14 protein-coding genes, 16 tRNA genes and 1 rRNA gene (1 of these 31 only partly in view) are annotated in these 16,821 nt (G+C 55.1%); 3 read left to right on the top strand and 28 right to left on the bottom strand.

Annotation, left to right across the window (positions count from 1 at the left end):
- Positions 1–30: 30 nt before the first annotated feature.
- The 3 genes from GZH47_RS33880 to GZH47_RS21730 form a co-directional block, all read right to left on the bottom strand.
- The gene (locus GZH47_RS33880) at positions 31–195 is read right to left on the bottom strand and encodes a hypothetical protein (RefSeq protein WP_263866864.1); all 165 of its coding nucleotides are present in this window, start codon (positions 193–195) and stop codon (positions 31–33) included.
- A 51-nt stretch (positions 196–246) separates the two neighbouring features.
- Positions 247–1,803, bottom strand: coding sequence for a glucose-6-phosphate dehydrogenase (gene zwf / locus GZH47_RS21735; protein ID WP_162643123.1), 1,557 nt, complete (start codon positions 1,801–1,803; stop codon positions 247–249).
- A 126-nt stretch (positions 1,804–1,929) separates the two neighbouring features.
- A complete protein-coding gene (locus tag GZH47_RS21730; protein WP_225446159.1) occupies positions 1,930–2,787 on the bottom strand; it encodes a YwmB family TATA-box binding protein in 858 nt (285 codons plus the stop codon).
- A 198-nt stretch (positions 2,788–2,985) separates the two neighbouring features.
- Here GZH47_RS21730 and GZH47_RS21725 point away from each other — a divergent pair, with 198 nt between their 5' ends.
- Positions 2,986–3,384: a hypothetical protein gene (locus tag GZH47_RS21725; RefSeq protein ID WP_162643121.1), complete on the top strand. Its 399-nt coding sequence runs from the start codon at positions 2,986–2,988 to the stop codon at positions 3,382–3,384.
- Positions 3,385–3,698: 314 nt separating this feature from the next.
- The gene (locus GZH47_RS21720) at positions 3,699–4,940 is read left to right on the top strand and encodes a hypothetical protein (RefSeq protein WP_162643120.1); all 1,242 of its coding nucleotides are present in this window, start codon (positions 3,699–3,701) and stop codon (positions 4,938–4,940) included.
- 21 nt (positions 4,941–4,961) lie between these two features.
- Here the strand turns inward: GZH47_RS21720 and GZH47_RS34185 are convergent, their stop codons facing one another.
- The gene (locus GZH47_RS34185; RefSeq protein WP_225446158.1) at positions 4,962–6,689 is read right to left on the bottom strand and encodes a molybdopterin-binding protein; all 1,728 of its coding nucleotides are present in this window, start codon (positions 6,687–6,689) and stop codon (positions 4,962–4,964) included.
- A gap of 118 nt (positions 6,690–6,807) precedes the next feature.
- Here GZH47_RS34185 and mobB point away from each other — a divergent pair, with 118 nt between their 5' ends.
- Positions 6,808–7,353 (top strand): molybdopterin-guanine dinucleotide biosynthesis protein B, encoded by a 546-nt coding sequence (mobB, locus tag GZH47_RS21710; protein WP_162643119.1) that lies wholly within the window; start codon positions 6,808–6,810, stop codon positions 7,351–7,353.
- A 326-nt stretch (positions 7,354–7,679) separates the two neighbouring features.
- On the opposite strand, the gene GZH47_RS21705 is transcribed toward mobB, so the two are convergent.
- From GZH47_RS21705 to GZH47_RS21590, 24 genes are all read right to left on the bottom strand, one after another.
- On the bottom strand, positions 7,680–8,357 hold the full coding sequence (locus tag GZH47_RS21705) for a response regulator (protein WP_162643118.1): 678 nt from the start codon (positions 8,355–8,357) through the stop codon (positions 7,680–7,682).
- A gap of 19 nt (positions 8,358–8,376) precedes the next feature.
- Positions 8,377–9,459 carry a sensor histidine kinase gene (locus GZH47_RS21700; protein ID WP_225446157.1) on the bottom strand — a complete coding sequence of 361 codons (1,083 nt, stop codon included), beginning with the start codon at positions 9,457–9,459 and terminating at the stop codon, positions 8,377–8,379.
- Positions 9,460–9,562: 103 nt separating this feature from the next.
- The gene (locus GZH47_RS21695; protein WP_162643117.1) at positions 9,563–10,252 is read right to left on the bottom strand and encodes a PspA/IM30 family protein; all 690 of its coding nucleotides are present in this window, start codon (positions 10,250–10,252) and stop codon (positions 9,563–9,565) included.
- Between the two features lie 2 nt (positions 10,253–10,254).
- Positions 10,255–10,755: a PspC domain-containing protein gene (locus tag GZH47_RS21690; RefSeq protein WP_162643116.1), complete on the bottom strand. Its 501-nt coding sequence runs from the start codon at positions 10,753–10,755 to the stop codon at positions 10,255–10,257.
- Positions 10,752–11,450: a PspA/IM30 family protein gene (locus GZH47_RS21685; RefSeq protein ID WP_162643114.1), complete on the bottom strand. Its 699-nt coding sequence runs from the start codon at positions 11,448–11,450 to the stop codon at positions 10,752–10,754. Before GZH47_RS21685 ends, GZH47_RS21690 begins: the two co-directional genes overlap by 4 nt.
- 95 nt (positions 11,451–11,545) lie before the next feature.
- Entirely contained in the window at positions 11,546–11,833 is a 288-nt protein-coding gene (locus GZH47_RS21680) for a LiaF transmembrane domain-containing protein (RefSeq protein ID WP_162643113.1), read from the bottom strand.
- Positions 11,834–12,161: 328 nt separating this feature from the next.
- Positions 12,162–12,326, bottom strand: a complete 165-nt coding sequence (locus GZH47_RS21675; protein ID WP_162643112.1) for a hypothetical protein — start codon at positions 12,324–12,326, stop codon at positions 12,162–12,164.
- A 135-nt stretch (positions 12,327–12,461) separates the two neighbouring features.
- Positions 12,462–12,543 (bottom strand) — tRNA-Leu (locus GZH47_RS21670).
- Between the two features lie 9 nt (positions 12,544–12,552).
- Positions 12,553–12,629 (bottom strand) — tRNA-Arg (locus tag GZH47_RS21665).
- Between the two features lie 15 nt (positions 12,630–12,644).
- Positions 12,645–12,718, bottom strand: a tRNA-Cys gene (locus tag GZH47_RS21660).
- 10 nt (positions 12,719–12,728) lie between these two features.
- Positions 12,729–12,803, bottom strand: a tRNA-Gly gene (locus GZH47_RS21655).
- Between the two features lie 5 nt (positions 12,804–12,808).
- A tRNA-Gln gene (locus GZH47_RS21650) sits at positions 12,809–12,884 on the bottom strand.
- A 28-nt stretch (positions 12,885–12,912) separates the two neighbouring features.
- Positions 12,913–12,988: transfer RNA gene (locus GZH47_RS21645), tRNA-His, on the bottom strand.
- A gap of 20 nt (positions 12,989–13,008) precedes the next feature.
- A tRNA-Trp gene (locus GZH47_RS21640) sits at positions 13,009–13,082 on the bottom strand.
- A gap of 9 nt (positions 13,083–13,091) precedes the next feature.
- Positions 13,092–13,175: transfer RNA gene (locus GZH47_RS21635), tRNA-Tyr, on the bottom strand.
- Between the two features lie 7 nt (positions 13,176–13,182).
- A tRNA-Thr gene (locus GZH47_RS21630) sits at positions 13,183–13,258 on the bottom strand.
- A gap of 25 nt (positions 13,259–13,283) precedes the next feature.
- Positions 13,284–13,359: transfer RNA gene (locus tag GZH47_RS21625), tRNA-Phe, on the bottom strand.
- A gap of 14 nt (positions 13,360–13,373) precedes the next feature.
- Positions 13,374–13,450: transfer RNA gene (locus GZH47_RS21620), tRNA-Asp, on the bottom strand.
- Between the two features lie 34 nt (positions 13,451–13,484).
- A tRNA-Met gene (locus GZH47_RS21615) sits at positions 13,485–13,561 on the bottom strand.
- Between the two features lie 27 nt (positions 13,562–13,588).
- Positions 13,589–13,664: transfer RNA gene (locus GZH47_RS21610), tRNA-Val, on the bottom strand.
- A gap of 79 nt (positions 13,665–13,743) precedes the next feature.
- Positions 13,744–13,818, bottom strand: a tRNA-Glu gene (locus GZH47_RS21605).
- Positions 13,819–13,823: 5 nt separating this feature from the next.
- A tRNA-Ser gene (locus tag GZH47_RS21600) sits at positions 13,824–13,914 on the bottom strand.
- 5 nt (positions 13,915–13,919) lie between these two features.
- Positions 13,920–13,995, bottom strand: a tRNA-Asn gene (locus tag GZH47_RS21595).
- 90 nt (positions 13,996–14,085) lie between these two features.
- A 23S ribosomal RNA gene (locus GZH47_RS21590) occupies positions 14,086–16,821 on the bottom strand; it runs 190 nt beyond the window's last position.

The following is a 16,821-nucleotide window of genomic DNA, read 5'->3' as shown; positions in this document are numbered from 1 at the left end:
GTGCGACCTCCATCATTCAGCCGCAGCCCTTCAACGATAATAATGTGTTGCGAAAATGTTGCGAAATAACGAGCGCTGCGTCGGCAGCCCGTTCTGAGAAGCTCGATGCATGCGCACCAGTACGCGTTCCGCGAATGCCATGCCGACCAGTTGTTCCAAGCCGATCGATTCGATCGTCTCGCGATCCTTCAGCATATGCAAGGGCGCATCCACATGCGTACCGCGGTGCATACACCATCGACGATCTTACTTGGGCCCGCCCGAAATCCAAATGACGTTGTCCTCGGCTTGGCCGTTGACCGGCCACCAGTGGAATCCATCCTGCGCGAGCAGCTCGTCGGTACGCGCTGGTCCCCACGATCCCGCAGGGTAGAGCTGCAGGCTGGCGCTGTCTTCGCGCCAAGCATTAGCGATACGGTCCACGAACGTCCAAGCCTGAGCCACTTCATCCCAACGGGTGAAGTACGTCGACTCGCCGCGGGCCGCGTCGTAGATCAAGCGCTCATACGCTTCGGGCGTATTGATGCCGACCATGCAGCTTTGGCAGAATTCCATCGATACCGGCTGCACGACATTGTCGACGCCAGGTTTCTTCGCATTGATTTTGATATAAATGCCTTCCATCGGGTTAACCCGGATAACAAGCAGGTTCGGCGCCAGATCGTGGCGATTCGCGAAGAGGATGTTGTCAGGCACGTTTTTGAACTCGATGACGACCTCGGTCGTTTTCACCGGGAGGCGCTTGCCCGTACGGATATAGAACGGCACGCCCGCCCAGCGGAAATTATCCAAGTACACGCGTGCTGCAAAATACGTTTCCGTCGCCGACTGCGGGTTGACGGAATCTTCTTCGCGATAGCCAGGCAGCGGCTTGCCTTTGTTCTCGCCGGCGCTGTATTGGCCGCGGATGACGTTCGCGTTGACTGCCTCCGCCGATTCGAACGGACGCAGCGAACGAAGTGCTTTTACCTTCTCGTCCCGAATGTCTTCGGGATGCAGACGGCTTGGCGGCTCCATGGCGATCATCGCCAGCATTTGCATCATATGGTTCTGGACCATGTCGCGCAGCGCGCCCGATTTATCGTAATAACCGCCGCGCTCTTCGACGCCAACCGTTTCGGAAAGCGTGATTTGCACGTTCGCGATATGCTTATTGTTCCACAGCGGCTCGAAAAATGCATTGGAGAACCGAAGAACTTCAATATTTTGTACCATTTCCTTGCCCAAGTAGTGGTCGATTCGATAGATCTCCTCTTCCTGGAATACTTGACTGAGCTGTGCGTTCAGCTTGCGGGCCGATTCCAGATCGTAGCCGAACGGCTTCTCGATAACGAGACGGTTCCAGCCTGTCGAATCCAGCATGCCGCCGTCGCGCAGGTTGAACGATACCGGACCGAACAATTCCGGAGCCAAAGCCAAATAGAAGAGGCGATTGCCCGGAATATCGAACTTCGCGTCCAATTCCTTGGACAGACTGGCCAGTTCGCGGAAGCCGTCCACATTGTTGATATCGAGAGACATATAAACGAAATGCGACGCAAAACGCTCCCACTGCTCCGCATCATCCGCTTTGTACCGGCTGAATTCGCCGATCGATTCGTAAACGTCCGCACGGAACTGCTCGTTCGTGCGCGGTCTGCGCGCTAGACCGACGACAGCGAAATCCTCGGCCAATTTACCTTCTTTATATAAGCTGAAAAGCGCGGGAAACAGTTTGCGGCGAGCCAAATCGCCAGTCGCCCCAAATAGATAATAAACCGCACCCTCTGCGGCAATAGAGTCGTGTTTGCTCACTTCGGTCATTCCCTCATTCTCTCATATGTATTTTTATGCAACAATTGACAGACTGCTTTTAATGTAGTTTAGCATAACAAGCGGTTAGATGCTATTCATGCAGGCATAAAAAAACGTGCCGCCGCCTGAATCTTTTTACTTCTCTTGCATCGCGTAATCGCCGGTAATCAGCGGCACGCCTATAATCAATTCCGGCACTTTGCCGGTCCCGGAAACCGACTCCGCGATCTGTAAATTGACCGTTTTCTCTCCGCTCTGCACCTTGCTCGCCAGCTTATCGCTGAAATACGTCAAACTGCTCGTATGACCGTCGTCATAGGTCTCCGTTTCCTTGGCCGATGCAGCCTTCGCAACCCGTGCACCCGCTCCGTCACCGGCAGCGTTGCCTTTGACGGTCAAGCCGCCGCGGAGAGGCAATCCGGCATGGGCGATACTCTCCTCGACTTGCTTTATGGCGGTTGACATGGCCTGCTTCTCCGCGTCCTCGGAAGCGTTCATCAGCAGTACGATATCATAGAGCGGCTTTTCGGCTGTAAGACCGGACGCGTCTGTACCCGTATCGGTATTATCCCCCGTTTCGTCCTCGGATGCTTGCCGCGAATGCAGCCACAGCGTCATTTTGTAAGCAGCATCCGAGGCAACCACATCGATGGGGCTGCTATCGGACAACTGGCCGCTCAAATGAAAGCCGAGGCCGGCAGCGAACGCTTTTGCGGCTTGCAATGAAACGGCTCCGTCCCAACGAAAGGTCCATTGCGCGCTGCGTGCACCACCGGCGAATTCTGAATCGCTCCATGACCAGACCGACTCGAAATCGGAACTAAGCGGCCGGAGCGCACCCGAGTCCGAGTGCTGCCCGTTCTTTCCGCTTGCCACAGCCCAGACGACGGCCCCGATAAGAATCAACAGCGCCGCGAAGATGCCGGCCTGCGGGAACCGTTTACGTTTCATTGACCGGATCGGTGTCAGCTCGAGGGACTTCTCAGCCATCATCAACCACTCCTCGCTCAGCTTCATTTACAGGGCGAAATGGGTAGAAATCCATACGCATCCGCCTCTGGGTGAATATACTGTCACAAGGTGAAACGACTCAAGCCTTCCCTCTGGGGCGGGGCGCGGCGCGTTTCATTCCGGAGAAATCCAAGCACGGCCTTGGGTTTCAAGATACTCCAGGGGAGGTGTCAGTACCGAATGGAACAAATTTATCCGCTGCACGAAGAGAATATTAAGCAGTTTTGCGGAATGTCCGTATGCGTGGTCACGCACGATGGCAAGAGACATGTAGGTGTATTGAGCCGTTGTCATGAAGGAAAAATCATGCTGAATGAACGTCCCGAGTCGACCGTTAATGCGACCGTGGGCATTCAACAAGGCAAAGTGACCAAAGTGACCAATCAAAAGAGCAAGAAGCAGAAAAAAGGAAAAACGACGGCCGAGAGCAAACCGAAGGAAACGGCACAAACACAGGCCTATTACCCCTACGATCCGTATTACGGCGATGCCTATGGTTATGGCAGCTACGGGTTCGGCTTCGGCGAGTCGCTTGCATTCGATTTGGCCTCCATCGCATTCCTGTTCCTGCTTATTTAACGACCGTTCGAGTGCCCGAGTCTTGCGCAATCGCTGCGAGCCTCGGGCTTATGCTTGGCTAAGGCTTGTCCGCTTGGTTTATCGTCGTAATAACGCAAATAGTAACGCAAATGAAACAATATGGATCATCCGAAACCGTTTAAAAACCGAATATTCAGAAATATATAGTGCTGCTGCTCCATTATCTGGTATCTTTAGAATAGCATAAACTGTTGTCGGAGGCGATTATTGTGGTGATGCCCTACACTGTACCCGCGATCTTCGGAACTGTGCGCCGTTCAGACGAGCCCATTGTCCCTGTCGAGAGATACGCTATGTATCCGTATTCGTATGCGGATAATTACTGGTGGTGGAACAACCGGAACAAAGGCGCCGCGAAGCAATCGCATGACCTGAAGCCTGTCCGCGTCAAGGTTCCCGCTTCATTGCCTAGAGAGGCGAGGGAATCCTTGCAGGCTGCCTTGGAAGCGTCAACCGCATGGCTTGAGCAATGTGTACGGGTGAGAGATGCGGTGTCTGATTTCACGCAGCGTAACTGTGCGCTTCTTGCGAATAGAACCGTCGGTGCAGAAGGGAATATCAGCGGCCGTGCGGAGAATGGAGCCCCGATCGGTCAATTTACCGTACAAATCGATTCGATTGCGCGGTCCCAGAGGAATGTCAGCTTCGATGTGATGCCCTTTGCACCATCCGTCATCGCTCCCGGCGTCCATCGGATGAACGTGTACGCCGACTCCTTCAGCGAAGTATATACGATTGCCGTACGGCAAGGAGAGTCCAATATTGCCGCGCTCCGGAAGCTGCGCGATGCGGTGAACGCAAGCAGTCTTCACGTGCGCGCAGAACTGGAGACGGAACCGTCGGCGGGAATCGTGAGAGTGGAACTCAGCGCCATCCATTCGGGCACGGAACATGCTTTCCTTCTTGAGGATCTAGATCATGGCAAGATCGTTAAAGCCAGCGGAATCGGACGAGTCGCCATGCCAGCATCCAACGCTGTATTTGCCATAGACGGCGGAGCTGCAGCGGTTTCTTCAACCAATCGAATCACGGCCTGGAACGATCAGGCCACACTGGATATAACCTTTGCTGGTATCGGCAGCACCAGTACCGTCCGCGTGGAGCCAGACCTCACGAACCTATCGGAACGGTTACGCTTCTTGGCAGAAGGCATCAACACCCTGCATGCCATCCAAACCGATTCGAGGGGAAGTCTGGAGCCGACCCTCATGAAGCCAATTGACGAAGCCATGACGCATGCCGGAGCGAAGACTGCCGGAATTTATCGGCTGCATGACGGTTCATGGCAGCTGGACGAAGAGAAGCTTCTGGCGGCCGCAAGCCTGCGGTTTGAGGACCTGAAGCGGCAGCTGACAGGGCGGAACGGGTTTGCGGCGGCGCTCGGCGAAGAGCTTCGCCGAACGGCAAGCTTGCCGACCAAGGCGCTGATCAACGTCAAATCCGATGCCTTTCAACCCTTTACGCGCTACAGCGCTTCTTCCGAACCTTATCTGCAGCTGCGGCTAAGCGGCTTCCATGTGGATGACGTCTTGTAGACCCCGTGCTGCTGCTGCTGACTACAATACAATGACATCCACGATCGCGCCTGCATCAGCACCGCTTGCGCCTGCCTTCAAGCGAATCAAGCCATCTGCGTTCGGAATGGATGCCATCATGCTCGATTTGCCAAAAGCCAGCGGGTCTGCATAAAGCATCCCGTTCTCGGTATACAGCCGCGCCCGTACAAAGCGTTCGTGCGGGCTTCCTTTGTCGAAGCCGCCGACCAGCTTGGCTGTCACCTGCTTCGGCCTTGCTGCTTCTTCCGATGCGCCCTGCATCCGAAGCAAAGCAGCCCGGGCGAACAGTTCGAAGCCGACGAAGCAGGCACCGGGATTGCCTGAGAGGGCAATCAACAATTTGCCGGAAATGACAGCCGCAGACGTCGGCGCTCCTGGCCGCATCGCCGCTTTGTTGAACAGCAGACGGCTGTCCTGCGGGAGGAGCGCACGAGGCGATGGATTGGAAGCTGGCGGAAGCTGGCTGGCCAGCGGGAGTAAGGACCGTGCAGAAGCGGAAGCTTGTCCAAGCTGGCCGTCTTCCGAACGAGCCATTTCCATGGCAGGTTGGGGTGCGGTTGTACTTGGGGCCGCATCTGAGCCCAACTGCGTCGCTTCTGCAATCGGCTCGCTTGAGATTGCATCCAAGGCGGCAGCTCTCGGCTCTGCCGGTGGTACAGGCCCGAAGCTGCCCTGACGGCATGAGACTCCAGCTCCGTGTGCTGCAGCTGCCTTCAATACGACTGCGCCTGATACCGCCGCCGATGGCGCAGCATTCCCAATAATGACCTCATCGGAGTCTAGCGGCTTCCCTTTCCCCTTCCCTCCGTATCGCTCTATAGATCCGCCGGCTTCGGTCCGCTCCATCCATTCTCCCTGCTCCTTCTCCGTACCGATGAGCCGAAGCAGACTCGCCATAACATCATAATCGCCGACCGACACGCCGCCGGTCGTGATGACCATGTCGCATTGCTGCAGCGCATCTGCGATCGCTTGCGCCGCTGCGCTTTGCTCGTCCGGAACGCGGCCGAATAAGACCGGCACGCCCCCATACTGCGCAACGAGCGCGGCTACCATCGCGCTGTTGCTATCGCGAATGCGGCCCGGCTCGAGCGGCGCCTCGACCGGCAGCAGCTCGGCGCCGGTCGCGAGCACCGCGACGCGCGGCCGCGCATACACCGGCACATGGGCATAGCCGAATGTGCCGAGCAGGGCCAAATGGCCCGGCCGCAGCAGCTCGCCGGGCCGCGCGAACTCGCTGCCGCGGGCGAACTCCTCGCCCCGCGGCGCGATGTGCTGACCGGGCTCGGCGGTGCTCCGCACCTGCACCGCCGGCAGCCCGTCAACCCAGGCGTCCGCCGTCTGCTCCAGCATGACGACGGCGTCCGCCCCTGGAGGCACGGCGCCGCCCGTCATAATGCGGACGGCAGTGCCCGGGGCCACGGCCGCCGAGGCGAGCGCGCCGGCGGCGACCGTGTCGGCCACGCGCAGCGTCGCCGGTGCCCCCGGCGACGCCAGCGCCGTATCCGCGCTGCGGACGGCGAACCCGTCCAGTCCGGCCCGCGCGAAAGGCGGCCAGTCCGTCGTCGCGCTGACCGTCTCCGCCAGCCGCCGGCCCCCGGCCTCCCACAGCGGCACGGATTCCTGCCGCCCCGGAGCGGCCGCCTCCAAGACGAGGCGCATCGCCTCGTCGACTTTTATGGCGCGTCTGCGAAACCGCGCCTCCCCTTGCAATTGCCCCTCGCTCATACACCCTCCGCTACGATCATCCGGCATTTCCTTTCATTGTATCAGAATACGGAACAAGCGGGGATACGCCGTATGATATAATTAACCAGGCCGCCAAATGTCGAAAGGAGCGCACATCATGCACTCGCAATCCGAGTTTCTCAAGCAACCACCGAACCGCACGCCGTTCGTCCTCCAAGTCGTCGGCTACAAGAACAGTGGCAAAACGACCCTGATCACAAAGCTCATCCTACGGCTGAAGCAAGCCGGCTTGCTCGTCGGCACCGTCAAGCACGATGCGCATGATTTCGATATGGACAAGCCGGGCACGGATACATGGCAGCATCAAGAAGCTGGCGCGGACATAACGGCCATCAGCTCGGCTTCCCGCAGCGCCGTCATCAGCAGACGACCTGAGCCGCTGTCGGTTCTGCTTGGACATATGCAGCATGCCGATATCGTGCTTGTCGAGGGCTTTAAGCAGGAGCACTACCCCAAAATCATTCTGCTGCGCGACACGAACGACTGCGAGCTCCTAAGTCTTACGAATCCCTATATGGCCGTCATGTGGCCGCAAGCGGAACCGATTCGCATGCAAGCCGCCGTTCCGGTATTCGCGCTCGATGAGGAAGCGCGCATCGCAGAGGGGATTTTCAAAAACCTGACGCCACGAACGACTAAATAGTCAGCCTCTTTGCTTCTGTTGCTTCTGTTGCTTCTGTTGCTTCTGTTGCTTCTGTTGCTTCTGTGCCTCTTTGCTTCTGTTGCTTCTGTGCCTCTTTGCCTCTGTTACTTCTGTGCCTCTATGCCCCTGTTTCTTCTATGCAGTCTTTCCTTCACCTCTCCGGACCCGTTGCCATCCCAATGAACAACAAAAAAGACGCTCTCCCAAGCGTCCATCCCTATCCCTATCCCTATCCCCACGGAGGCACAGCTGATCTAACCAACCGTTCCGATTCAGCCTGCCTCGTCTAGTTATTCCGCTCCCGGGCACCTCAACAAGTCAATCCCTTACTCCGCAAGTCCCTGCTTATGCGCATATATCGCCGCCTGCGTCCGGTCTTCCACGCCCAGCTTCGCGAAAATATTCGTCACATGGAATTTGACCGTCTTGATGCCGATGAACAGCTCTTCCGCGATCTCCTGGTTGGACATGCCTTTGCCGACGCATTTGAGCACATCCATTTCCCGTTCGGTCAGCTGATCGTGCAAGGGCTTAACCGCTTCCGTCTTCGGCTGGCGAAAACGATTCATCATCTTAGCCGCGACCTGCGATTCCAGTACGGATTGGCCGCGGGATGCGGCGCGGATCGCTTCGGCGATTTCATTCGCGCGCGATGTTTTGAGCAGATAGCTGAATGCCCCTGCTTCGATAACCGGGTACATTTTGCCGTCGTCCAAGTAGCTGGTCAGCACGATGACTTTGCATTCCGGATAGAGCTCCATCAATCTCCGCGTCGTCTCCACGCCGTCCATGCCTTCCATGACGAGGTCCATCAGTACGACGTCCGGCCGATACGCCTGCGCCAAACGAATGCCCTCCTGGCCGTTGCTCGCCTCGCCGACGACCTCAATGCCGTCTTCCGTATTTAACACCGCCGCAAGGCCGATGCGCACCATCTCGTGATCGTCGACGAGCAGCACTTTAATCGGCTGTTCGATGCTGTCCATTTGTTCGATCGCTTCCATTCGTTGATCTTCCCCTCCATCATGATGCCGAAGGCACCCAAATATCTATAACGACCCCGTTGCCGGGCGAAGTAATCAGCTTCATGGAGCCGCCCAGTTCGTTCACGCGTTCCTCCATCGTCAGCAAGCCGTACGACGTCTGCTTTTTCTCTTCCAAAAAGAAACCGACGCCGTTATCCTGCACCGTCAACCGCACGTAAGCGCCTGCCTGCTGTAAGTATATATTAAGCTGATCCGCCTTGGAATGCCGCAGCGAATTGGAGAGCGCCTCCTGCGCGATCCGAAACAGATGGTCCTCTGCTTCCCCGCCCAGCTTCACGGCCACATCCGCCTCCAGCGTAATCGCCATCGGCACCTTCTGTTTGAGCTCTTCCACGAGGCTGTGCAGCGCCTGGCTTAGATGTTTTCCGTCCAAATGCACCGGCCGCAGATGCAGCAGCAGCGCGCGCATTTCCGACTGCGCCACGGAAGCCATTTCCTCGATGAGCTGCACCTGCCGTTTCGCGCGTTCCCAATCCTTCTCCATCGTCCGGCTGACCGCCGTCGCCGTCATCGAGATGGCGAATAACTGCTGGCTGACCGCATCGTGCAGCTCGCGCGCCAGACGCTGCCGTTCCTCGATAACCGCCGTAAAACGAACCTGCTCCGTCCACGCCTCATCCTCTTCGGACATCGTTTCCTCGGTCACGTCGTCTCCGCCCTCTCCCGGGATCGTCACGCGCTGGCGTTGGCGTTTGCGCCTCTGCTGGTCGGAGAGCCGCTTGAGCGCAGCGCGGAGCTTTACGCCTTGCAAATAACTATATACCGCGGCAAACACGAGCGCAGTCGCGATGACCGTTAGTCCTATTAATGCCGCCTTGCTCTGCAGGGCGAAAAGCTTCAAATATCCCGTTCCCTGCAGCACCAGCACGCTTAATCCCAAAATCACGAACAGCCAAAGAACGGTCTCCGCCACGTTTTTGCGTTTCTCGGCAGCTTGGACAAGCGCCGGCGGCGGTTCGTTGCGGTAGGTGACCGGAGGAACTCCCTGATCCGGGAGCATGATAGGCCGTTCGGACGAAGCCTTCGGTTCTTCGCGATGGAATGACGATTGATCGCTCAAGGCCGTTCCTCCTTCCTATGTAGAAACGCGCAAAAACATGCCAGTGGCCGATGCCAATGAAACGCATCGACCTAGGCATAGTGTTCGTTTATTCTGCGAAACGCTATTCAGCGGATGGCGGGTTCAGTCTGCTCTTGAGTGCTTGCAGCTGCTCCTCGACTTTCAACTGTTTGGATGGATCGGCGGAGCCAGCCGCCGTGACCGGACCGTTGTAGGAACCGAATGGCACCCGCATGACGTCTGCTTCCGCTTCCATCTGCATGATTTTCTCTTCCATACGGCTGAAGCCGCGCGATGCATTGCCGCTCTCGATCGTGTGTACCGAGCTCACCTGCGCCATTTGCTTCTTCGCCTTCGCCATTTGGGCGCGGGCTGCAAGCTCGTTGCGTTTGTTGCGAAGCTGATAGTACTCGTCTTTCATGCCGTGCAGCTGATTCATCAGCTCTTCGGCCTGCGACTTCGCGCTTCCGTGCAGATCCGTGAATTCGGCCGTCTTCTGGTCGAAGAAGATTTTCTCCTCCAGCAGTTTGCGCGCCAGCTCTTCCTGACCGGCACGAAGCGCAGTCTCGGCTTTCGCCTCGCGGTCAGCGCCGCTTCTTGACGCTTCCTCCAAACGCTGCAGCATGCGGCGCTCGTTAGCCATTTGTTTCGCGACCGTCAGTTCGGCCGCATGGATCTCAGCCTCCATGTCGCGCAGATATTGATTCAGCATAACGACCGGATCTTCCATTTTATCCAACAGCTCGTGAACGGATGCTTTCGTCATATCTTTCATTCGTTTGAAAATACTCATTGTTAAACATCTCCCTTCTCGTGTTTGGCCAGTTTTGCGCGAAGCTCTTCAATTTCTTTCTTCAGGGCGCGTTTCTCCAAATCTTCCATCATTGCATCTATGTTTGTCGAAGCATGCGCCTGCGTTTGGGCAGGCGGTTTCTGCCACGACGGTCCTGGCTGGGACGGCGTTCCGTAAGAACTGCCATAGGAGCTTCCGCTTTGCCCAAAGCCTTGGGAATTGCCATATGGATTGCCACCGTTATACGGTCCATGGTTTTGGTTGTTCCAACCGCCGCCGTATCCGCCTTGACCCGATCCGTAGCCTCCGCCAAACTCATACGGATTCTTAGGCACGACCAAGCCCGCTAATATATAAACAACAATCAATGCGCCGCTCGTAAAGACCGTGACGACGATCAGCAGAATCCGCACCAGCGTCGCATCTACATTCAACAACTCGGCAAGTCCGCCGCAGAGGCCGAACAACTTTTTGTCGCGTCGCGATCGATACAGCTTCTTCATTGCGATTTCCATCCTTCCTGCTGCAGTTTGCGCTTCAATTGCTCCATTTCGCGCTCAATCACATTTTGTACCGACTGTCCTGCACTAGTAACCCAATCCTGTCCTGCCTTGCGCAGGTCGCGGAGACTGCGAGCCTCCAGCTCCATGTCGCTGATTCGGTCGTCCAGCCTGCGGAATATCCCGGAGGATTGCTGACCTGGCGCAGAGTTGAAAACGCCATTTTGCGTGTAACGCTCGTTCAATCGCTGTTGCAGCCGAAGCGACTCCATCCGTGCCGCAAAATACTCCCGCTTATCGTAAACGCTCTGATACTCGCTGCGAAGCTCGCGAAGCTGTTCTTCCAGCTCTCTGATGCTTTGAGCGGCTTGTTCATACAACTCGCGGTACTGAGCGGCGCGCTCTTCGCTTGACGCTTTCTCCATCAGAGCGATGCGGGCAACATGCTCTTCGCCTGCTTTCAACGCGATGATGGCTTGCTGTTCGCGTTTTTCTTTCAATTGCTCCGCTTGCAGCCATTGCGTTTTCAAATGGTTGCCGTGTCCTGCGCACTGTTGATACAATTTCTCGGCCTGAATGATTTCCTCCCGCGTCGACCATAGAAACTGATCGATCAGCTTAACGGGATCCTCGGCCTTCTCCAGCCGCTCGTTCAACGTCGCAGCCGTCATGTCCCTCACTCTTCGCAAAATGCTCATTGCTTGATCCTCCTTCGTTCCGAACGTTAACGATTATTGCGGCTTATCCGAAATGTCTTTTACCGTCATTACTGCGATTCAAACCAGGTGATAGATTAAATTCGCTTTCCTTTAAACATCGCCACGCCCCATACGATCAATACGATCGCAAGCAGAAGCGAGAACAAGCCGAAGAGTTTCGGGAGAAGCATCAAGCCGCCTACGACGATCAGGATCGAGCCGATTACTTTGCTGTCGTTTCTAACCCCGACAACGCCAAGACCAATCAGGATGAAAGGCATCAGAAGTCCAACGATCCAACCGAGGTGAATGCCAAGAAACTTCATCACCATCAATCCGCCAAAAACAACCAAAACCGCGCCAAGTGCATTTTTTCCGTTCATGTTATGTCACCGCCTCTCAATTCGATCAATCTTACTAGCTCATTACGTGCTTTGCGTTGCTGATGTTTCGTTTCTTGCTTATGTCCTTATTGTAGGTTGTTTTCGCATTCTTCAAAACGGACCCGCGACGGTATTTCACCCTAGACCTCAGGCGGGGACTCTACAGACCCTCAGACTGAACTGCCGCTTTCATACGCAGCCTATCACATTATCCGCTTCTCCGGTGTAGTTCTGATGAAGATATAAGTAGAGATGACAAAAAGCCTGCAAGATCAGTGATCCAACAGGCTTGAATAAGCGATTTTCCTAATCCACGTACTTCAGCACGTCAATCCGAATAAGCAATTACCTGTACTAACTCATTCAATACATCCAAGCTTCTTCTCGAATCATCGATATGATCGGAAATGGAGTCCAACCGCTTACTCACCATACTTAATTCGCTTTTGATGTCTTTCAATACGGCAATCAGTCTTTCTTCGAAGTCGGTCATCGGCATCCTCTCCTCAACATCGTTTACAGATGTATATGTACAAAGCGCCGAGAAGTTGAACAACACTATAAACGAAAAAACGCCGACTGGACTATGTCCAATCAGCGTCTATGTTTTCGTTATTCATTGTAAAAGTGGTGCCGGCGAGAGGACTCGAACCTCCACGGTTTCCCTCACGATTTTGAGTCGCGCGCGTCTGCCATTCCGCCACGCCGGCATTTTTTGTTGGCGTGCCCTAAGAGATTCGAACTCCTGACCTTTTGATTCGTAGTCAAACGCTCTATCCAGCTGAGCTAAGGGCACAAATTAATGAAGTTGTGGAGGCGCCACCCAGACTCGAACTGGGGGTAAAGCTTTTGCAGAGCTCTGCCTTACCACTTGGCTATGGCGCCAGATGAAGAATGGAGCGGAAGACGGGAATCGAACCCGCGACCCTCGCCTTGGCAAGGCGATGCTCTACCGCTGAGCCACTTCCGCGTAAATGGCTGGGGATCTAGGATTCGAACCTAGGGAATGACGGAGTCAAAGTCCGTTGCCTTACCGCTTGGCTAATCCCCAACATTTAATTTCATACTTATAGTTAAAATGGGGCGACCGATGGGAATTGAACCCACGAATGCCGGATCCACAAACCGGTGCGTTAACCACTTCGCCACGATCGCCATATATAACTATTTGAAATTGGCAGGGGCAGCAGGAATTGAACCCACACTAACGGTTTTGGAGACCGCTGTTCTACCCTTAAACTATGCCCCTATAAAAAAGTGGTGGAGGATGATGGATTCGAACCACCGAACCGTGAGGAAGAGATTTACAGTCTCCCGCGTTTGGCCACTTCGCTAATCCTCCATGAAAATGGTGCCGGCGATAGGAGTCGAACCCACGACCTACTGATTACAAGTCAGTTGCTCTACCAACTGAGCTACACCGGCATATTAACTTATTGCTTGTCTTAAATGGTGGCTCGGGACGGAATCGAACCGCCGACACGAGGATTTTCAGTCCTCTGCTCTACCAACTGAGCTACCGAGCCTTACTTGGTTATAATGGCGGAGCCGACGGGATTCGAACCCGCGGTCTCCTGCGTGACAGGCAGGCATGTTGGGCCACTACACCACGGCTCCACATTATAATTCTCGGTAAGACACCGAAGATAATTGGTTGCGGGGGCAGGATTTGAACCTGCGGCCTTCGGGTTATGAGCCCGACGAGCTACCGGGCTGCTCCACCCCGCGTCATTAGAAATCATTGCTATGCAATTATGGTGGAGGCTGACGGGATCGAACCGCCGACCCTCTGCTTGTAAGGCAGATGCTCTCCCAGCTGAGCTAAGCCTCCATGTTTGAGCGACAAGTAATACTATAACTCATTTACTATGCTCATTGCAAGTCATTTTTTGAAGAATTTTTAGAGAAATTGGTGACCCGTAGGGGACTCGAACCCCTGTTACCTCCGTGAAAGGGAGGTGTCTTAACCACTTGACCAACGGGCCGTATCTGGCGGAGAGCGAGGGATTCGAACCCTCGAGACGCGGTTAGCGCCTACACGATTTCCAATCGTGCTCCTTCGACCACTCGGACAGCTCTCCAGAAATGGCTCCCCGAACAGGACTCGAACCTGTGACAACTCGATTAACAGTCGAGTGCTCTACCAACTGAGCTATCAGGGAACAGTATGTTATTCGGGCAACTTACACCCTGAAAACTGGATACGAACTTTTGCGAAGGTTTCTTGCTTAGCTTAGCTAAAGAGCATGTTCTTGGATAAGCCCTCGACCGATTAGTATTCGTCAGCTCCACGCATTGCTGCGCTTCCACCTCGAACCTATCAACCTCGTCGTCTTCAAGGGGTCTTACATACTGGGAAATCTCATCTTGAGGGGGGCTTCACGCTTAGATGCTTTCAGCGCTTATCCCGTCCGCACTTGGCTACCCAGCGATGCTCCTGGCGGAACAACTGGTACACCAGCGGTGCGTCCATCCCGGTCCTCTCGTACTAAGGACAGCTCCTCTCAAATTTCCTACGCCCACGACAGATAGGGACCGAACTGTCTCACGACGTTCTGAACCCAGCTCGCGTACCGCTTTAATGGGCGAACAGCCCAACCCTTGGGACCTACTTCAGCCCCAGGATGCGATGAGCCGACATCGAGGTGCCAAACCTCCCCGTCGATGTGGACTCTTGGGGGAGATAAGCCTGTTATCCCCAGGGTAGCTTTTATCCGTTGAGCGATGGCCCTTCCATGCGGTACCACCGGATCACTAAGCCCGACTTTCGTCCCTGCTCGACTTGTAGGTCTCGCAGTCAAGCTCCCTTATGCCTTTGCACGCTACGAATGATTTCCAACCATTCTGAGGGAACCTTTGGGCGCCTCCGTTACATTTTAGGAGGCGACCGCCCCAGTCAAACTGCCCACCTGACACGGTCCCTGTACCGGATTACGGTACCAGGTTAGAACTCCGATACGATCAGGGTGGTATCCCAACGATGCCTCCATCGAAGCTGGCGCTCCGATTTCTAAGGCTCCCACCTATCCTGTACAGATCGTACCAAAGTCCAATATCAAGCTGCAGTAAAGCTCCATGGGGTCTTTCCGTCTTGTCGCGGGTAACCTGCATCTTCACAGGTATTAAAATTTCACCGGATCTCTCGTTGAGACAGCGCCCAAGTCGTTACGCCATTCGTGCGGGTCAGAATTTACCTGACAAGGAATTTCGCTACCTTAGGACCGTTATAGTTACGGCCGCCGTTTACTGGGGCTTCGGTTCATAGCTTCGCCTTGCGGCTAACCACTCCCCTTAACCTTCCAGCACCGGGCAGGCGTCAGCCCGTATACTTCGCCTTACGGCTTCGCACAGACCTGTGTTTTTGCTAAACAGTCGCTTGGGCCTTTTCACTGCGGCCCCCTCGGGCTATTCACCCTACCGAGGCACCCTTCTCCCGAAGTTACGGGGTCATTTTGCCGAGTTCCTTAACGAGAGTTCTTCCGAGCGCCTTAGCATACTCTGCTCGACTACCTGTGTCGGTTTGCGGTACGGGCACCTTCACCTGGCTAGAGGCTTTTCTTGGCAGCCTGAACTCATGACCTTCGCTACTGCAATTTTCGCTCCCCATCACAGCCCAGCCTTATCGATGTGCGGATTTGCCTACACATCAGCCTCACTGCTTGGACGGACATCCATCAGTCCGCGTCACTATCCTTCTGCGTCACCCCATTGCTCGTAACGGCTTACGGTGGTACAGGAATATCAACCTGTTGTCCTTCGACTACGCCTTTCGGCCTCGCCTTAGGTCCCGACTTACCCTGAGCGGACGAGCCTTCCTCAGGAATCCTTAGTCTTACGGCGGACAAGATTCTCACTTGTCTTTTCGTTACTCATACCGGCATTCTCACTTGAATGCGCTCCACCAGTCCTTACGGTCTGACTTCAACGTACATTCAACGCTCCCCTACCCCTGATGCATACGCATCAAGCCATAGCTTCGGTGGTGTGTTTAGCCCCGTTACATTTTCGGCGCAGAGTCACTCGACCAGTGAGCTATTACGCACTCTTTAAATGGTGGCTGCTTCTAAGCCAACATCCTGGTTGTCTTTGCAACTCCACATCCTTTCCCACTTAACACACACTTGGGGACCTTAGCTGATGGTCTGGGCTGTTTCCCTCTTGACAATGGATCTTAGCACTCACTGTCTGACTCCCGGATATAAGTACATGGCATTCGGAGTTTGACTGGACTTGGTAACCCTTGGCGGGCCCCGCACCCAATCAGTGCTCTACCTCCACGACTCTTACTCCGAGGCTAGCCCTAAAGCTATTTCGGGGAGAACCAGCTATCTCCGAGTTCGATTGGAATTTCTCCGCTACCCCCACCTCATCCCCGAATTTTTCAACATTCGTGGGTTCGGGCCTCCAGTGCGTGTTACCGCACCTTCACCCTGGACAGGGGTAGATCACACGGTTTCGGGTCTACGTCCACATACTATGTCGCCCTATTCAGACTCGCTTTCGCTGCGGCTCCGGCTCTTCACCTTAACCTTGCATGGGAACGTAACTCGCCGGTTCATTCTACAAAAGGCACGCCATCACCCATATAGAGGGCTCTGACTTTTTGTAAGCGCACGGTTTCAGGTTCTGTTTCACTCCGCTTCCGCGGTGCTTTTCACCTTTCCCTCACGGTACTGCTTCGCTATCGGTCGCTAGGGAGTATTTAGCCTTGGCAGATGGTCCTGCCGGATTCCCACGAGGTTTCACGTGTCTCGCGGTACTCAGGATCCGTCTCGGAGAGTGCTGACTTTGGACTACAGGGCTTTTACCTCTTATAGCGGGCCTTTCCAGACCTCTTCGTCTAATCAACACCTTTGTAACTCCATGTGAGACGTCCTACAACCCCAAGGAGCAAGCTCCTTGGTTTGGGCTAATCCGCGTTCGCTCGCCGCTACTGACGGAATCACTATTGTTTTCTCTTCCTCAGGGTACTTAGATGTTTCAGTTCC

It is taken from the genome of Paenibacillus rhizovicinus (genome assembly GCF_010365285.1).
Lineage (GTDB): Bacteria > Bacillota > Bacilli > Paenibacillales > Paenibacillaceae > Paenibacillus_Z > Paenibacillus_Z rhizovicinus.
This window is presented reverse-complemented; position numbering and strand designations above follow the sequence as displayed.

Bases quoted from the DNA above. Each gene is read 5' to 3' on its own strand.
- GZH47_RS21725 (WP_162643121.1), top strand. From the start codon at position 2,986: ATGGAACAAATTTATCCGCTGCACGAAGAGAATATTAAGCAGTTTTGC.
- GZH47_RS21720 (WP_162643120.1), top strand. From the start codon at position 3,699: ATGTATCCGTATTCGTATGCGGATAATTACTGGTGGTGGAACAACCGG.
- zwf (WP_162643123.1), bottom strand. From the start codon at position 1,803: ATGACCGAAGTGAGCAAACACGACTCTATTGCCGCAGAGGGTGCGGTT.
- GZH47_RS33880 (WP_263866864.1), bottom strand. From the start codon at position 195: ATGCTGAAGGATCGCGAGACGATCGAATCGATCGGCTTGGAACAACTG.
- GZH47_RS21705 (WP_162643118.1), bottom strand. From the start codon at position 8,357: ATGGAAGCGATCGAACAAATGGACAGCATCGAACAGCCGATTAAAGTG.
- mobB (WP_162643119.1), top strand. From the start codon at position 6,808: ATGCACTCGCAATCCGAGTTTCTCAAGCAACCACCGAACCGCACGCCG.
- GZH47_RS34185 (WP_225446158.1), bottom strand. From the start codon at position 6,689: ATGAGCGAGGGGCAATTGCAAGGGGAGGCGCGGTTTCGCAGACGCGCC.
- GZH47_RS21685 (WP_162643114.1), bottom strand. From the start codon at position 11,450: ATGAGCATTTTGCGAAGAGTGAGGGACATGACGGCTGCGACGTTGAAC.
- GZH47_RS21675 (WP_162643112.1), bottom strand. From the start codon at position 12,326: ATGACCGACTTCGAAGAAAGACTGATTGCCGTATTGAAAGACATCAAA.
- GZH47_RS21695 (WP_162643117.1), bottom strand. From the start codon at position 10,252: ATGAGTATTTTCAAACGAATGAAAGATATGACGAAAGCATCCGTTCAC.
- GZH47_RS21730 (WP_225446159.1), bottom strand. From the start codon at position 2,787: ATGATGGCTGAGAAGTCCCTCGAGCTGACACCGATCCGGTCAATGAAA.
- GZH47_RS21690 (WP_162643116.1), bottom strand. From the start codon at position 10,755: ATGAAGAAGCTGTATCGATCGCGACGCGACAAAAAGTTGTTCGGCCTC.
- GZH47_RS21680 (WP_162643113.1), bottom strand. From the start codon at position 11,833: ATGAACGGAAAAAATGCACTTGGCGCGGTTTTGGTTGTTTTTGGCGGA.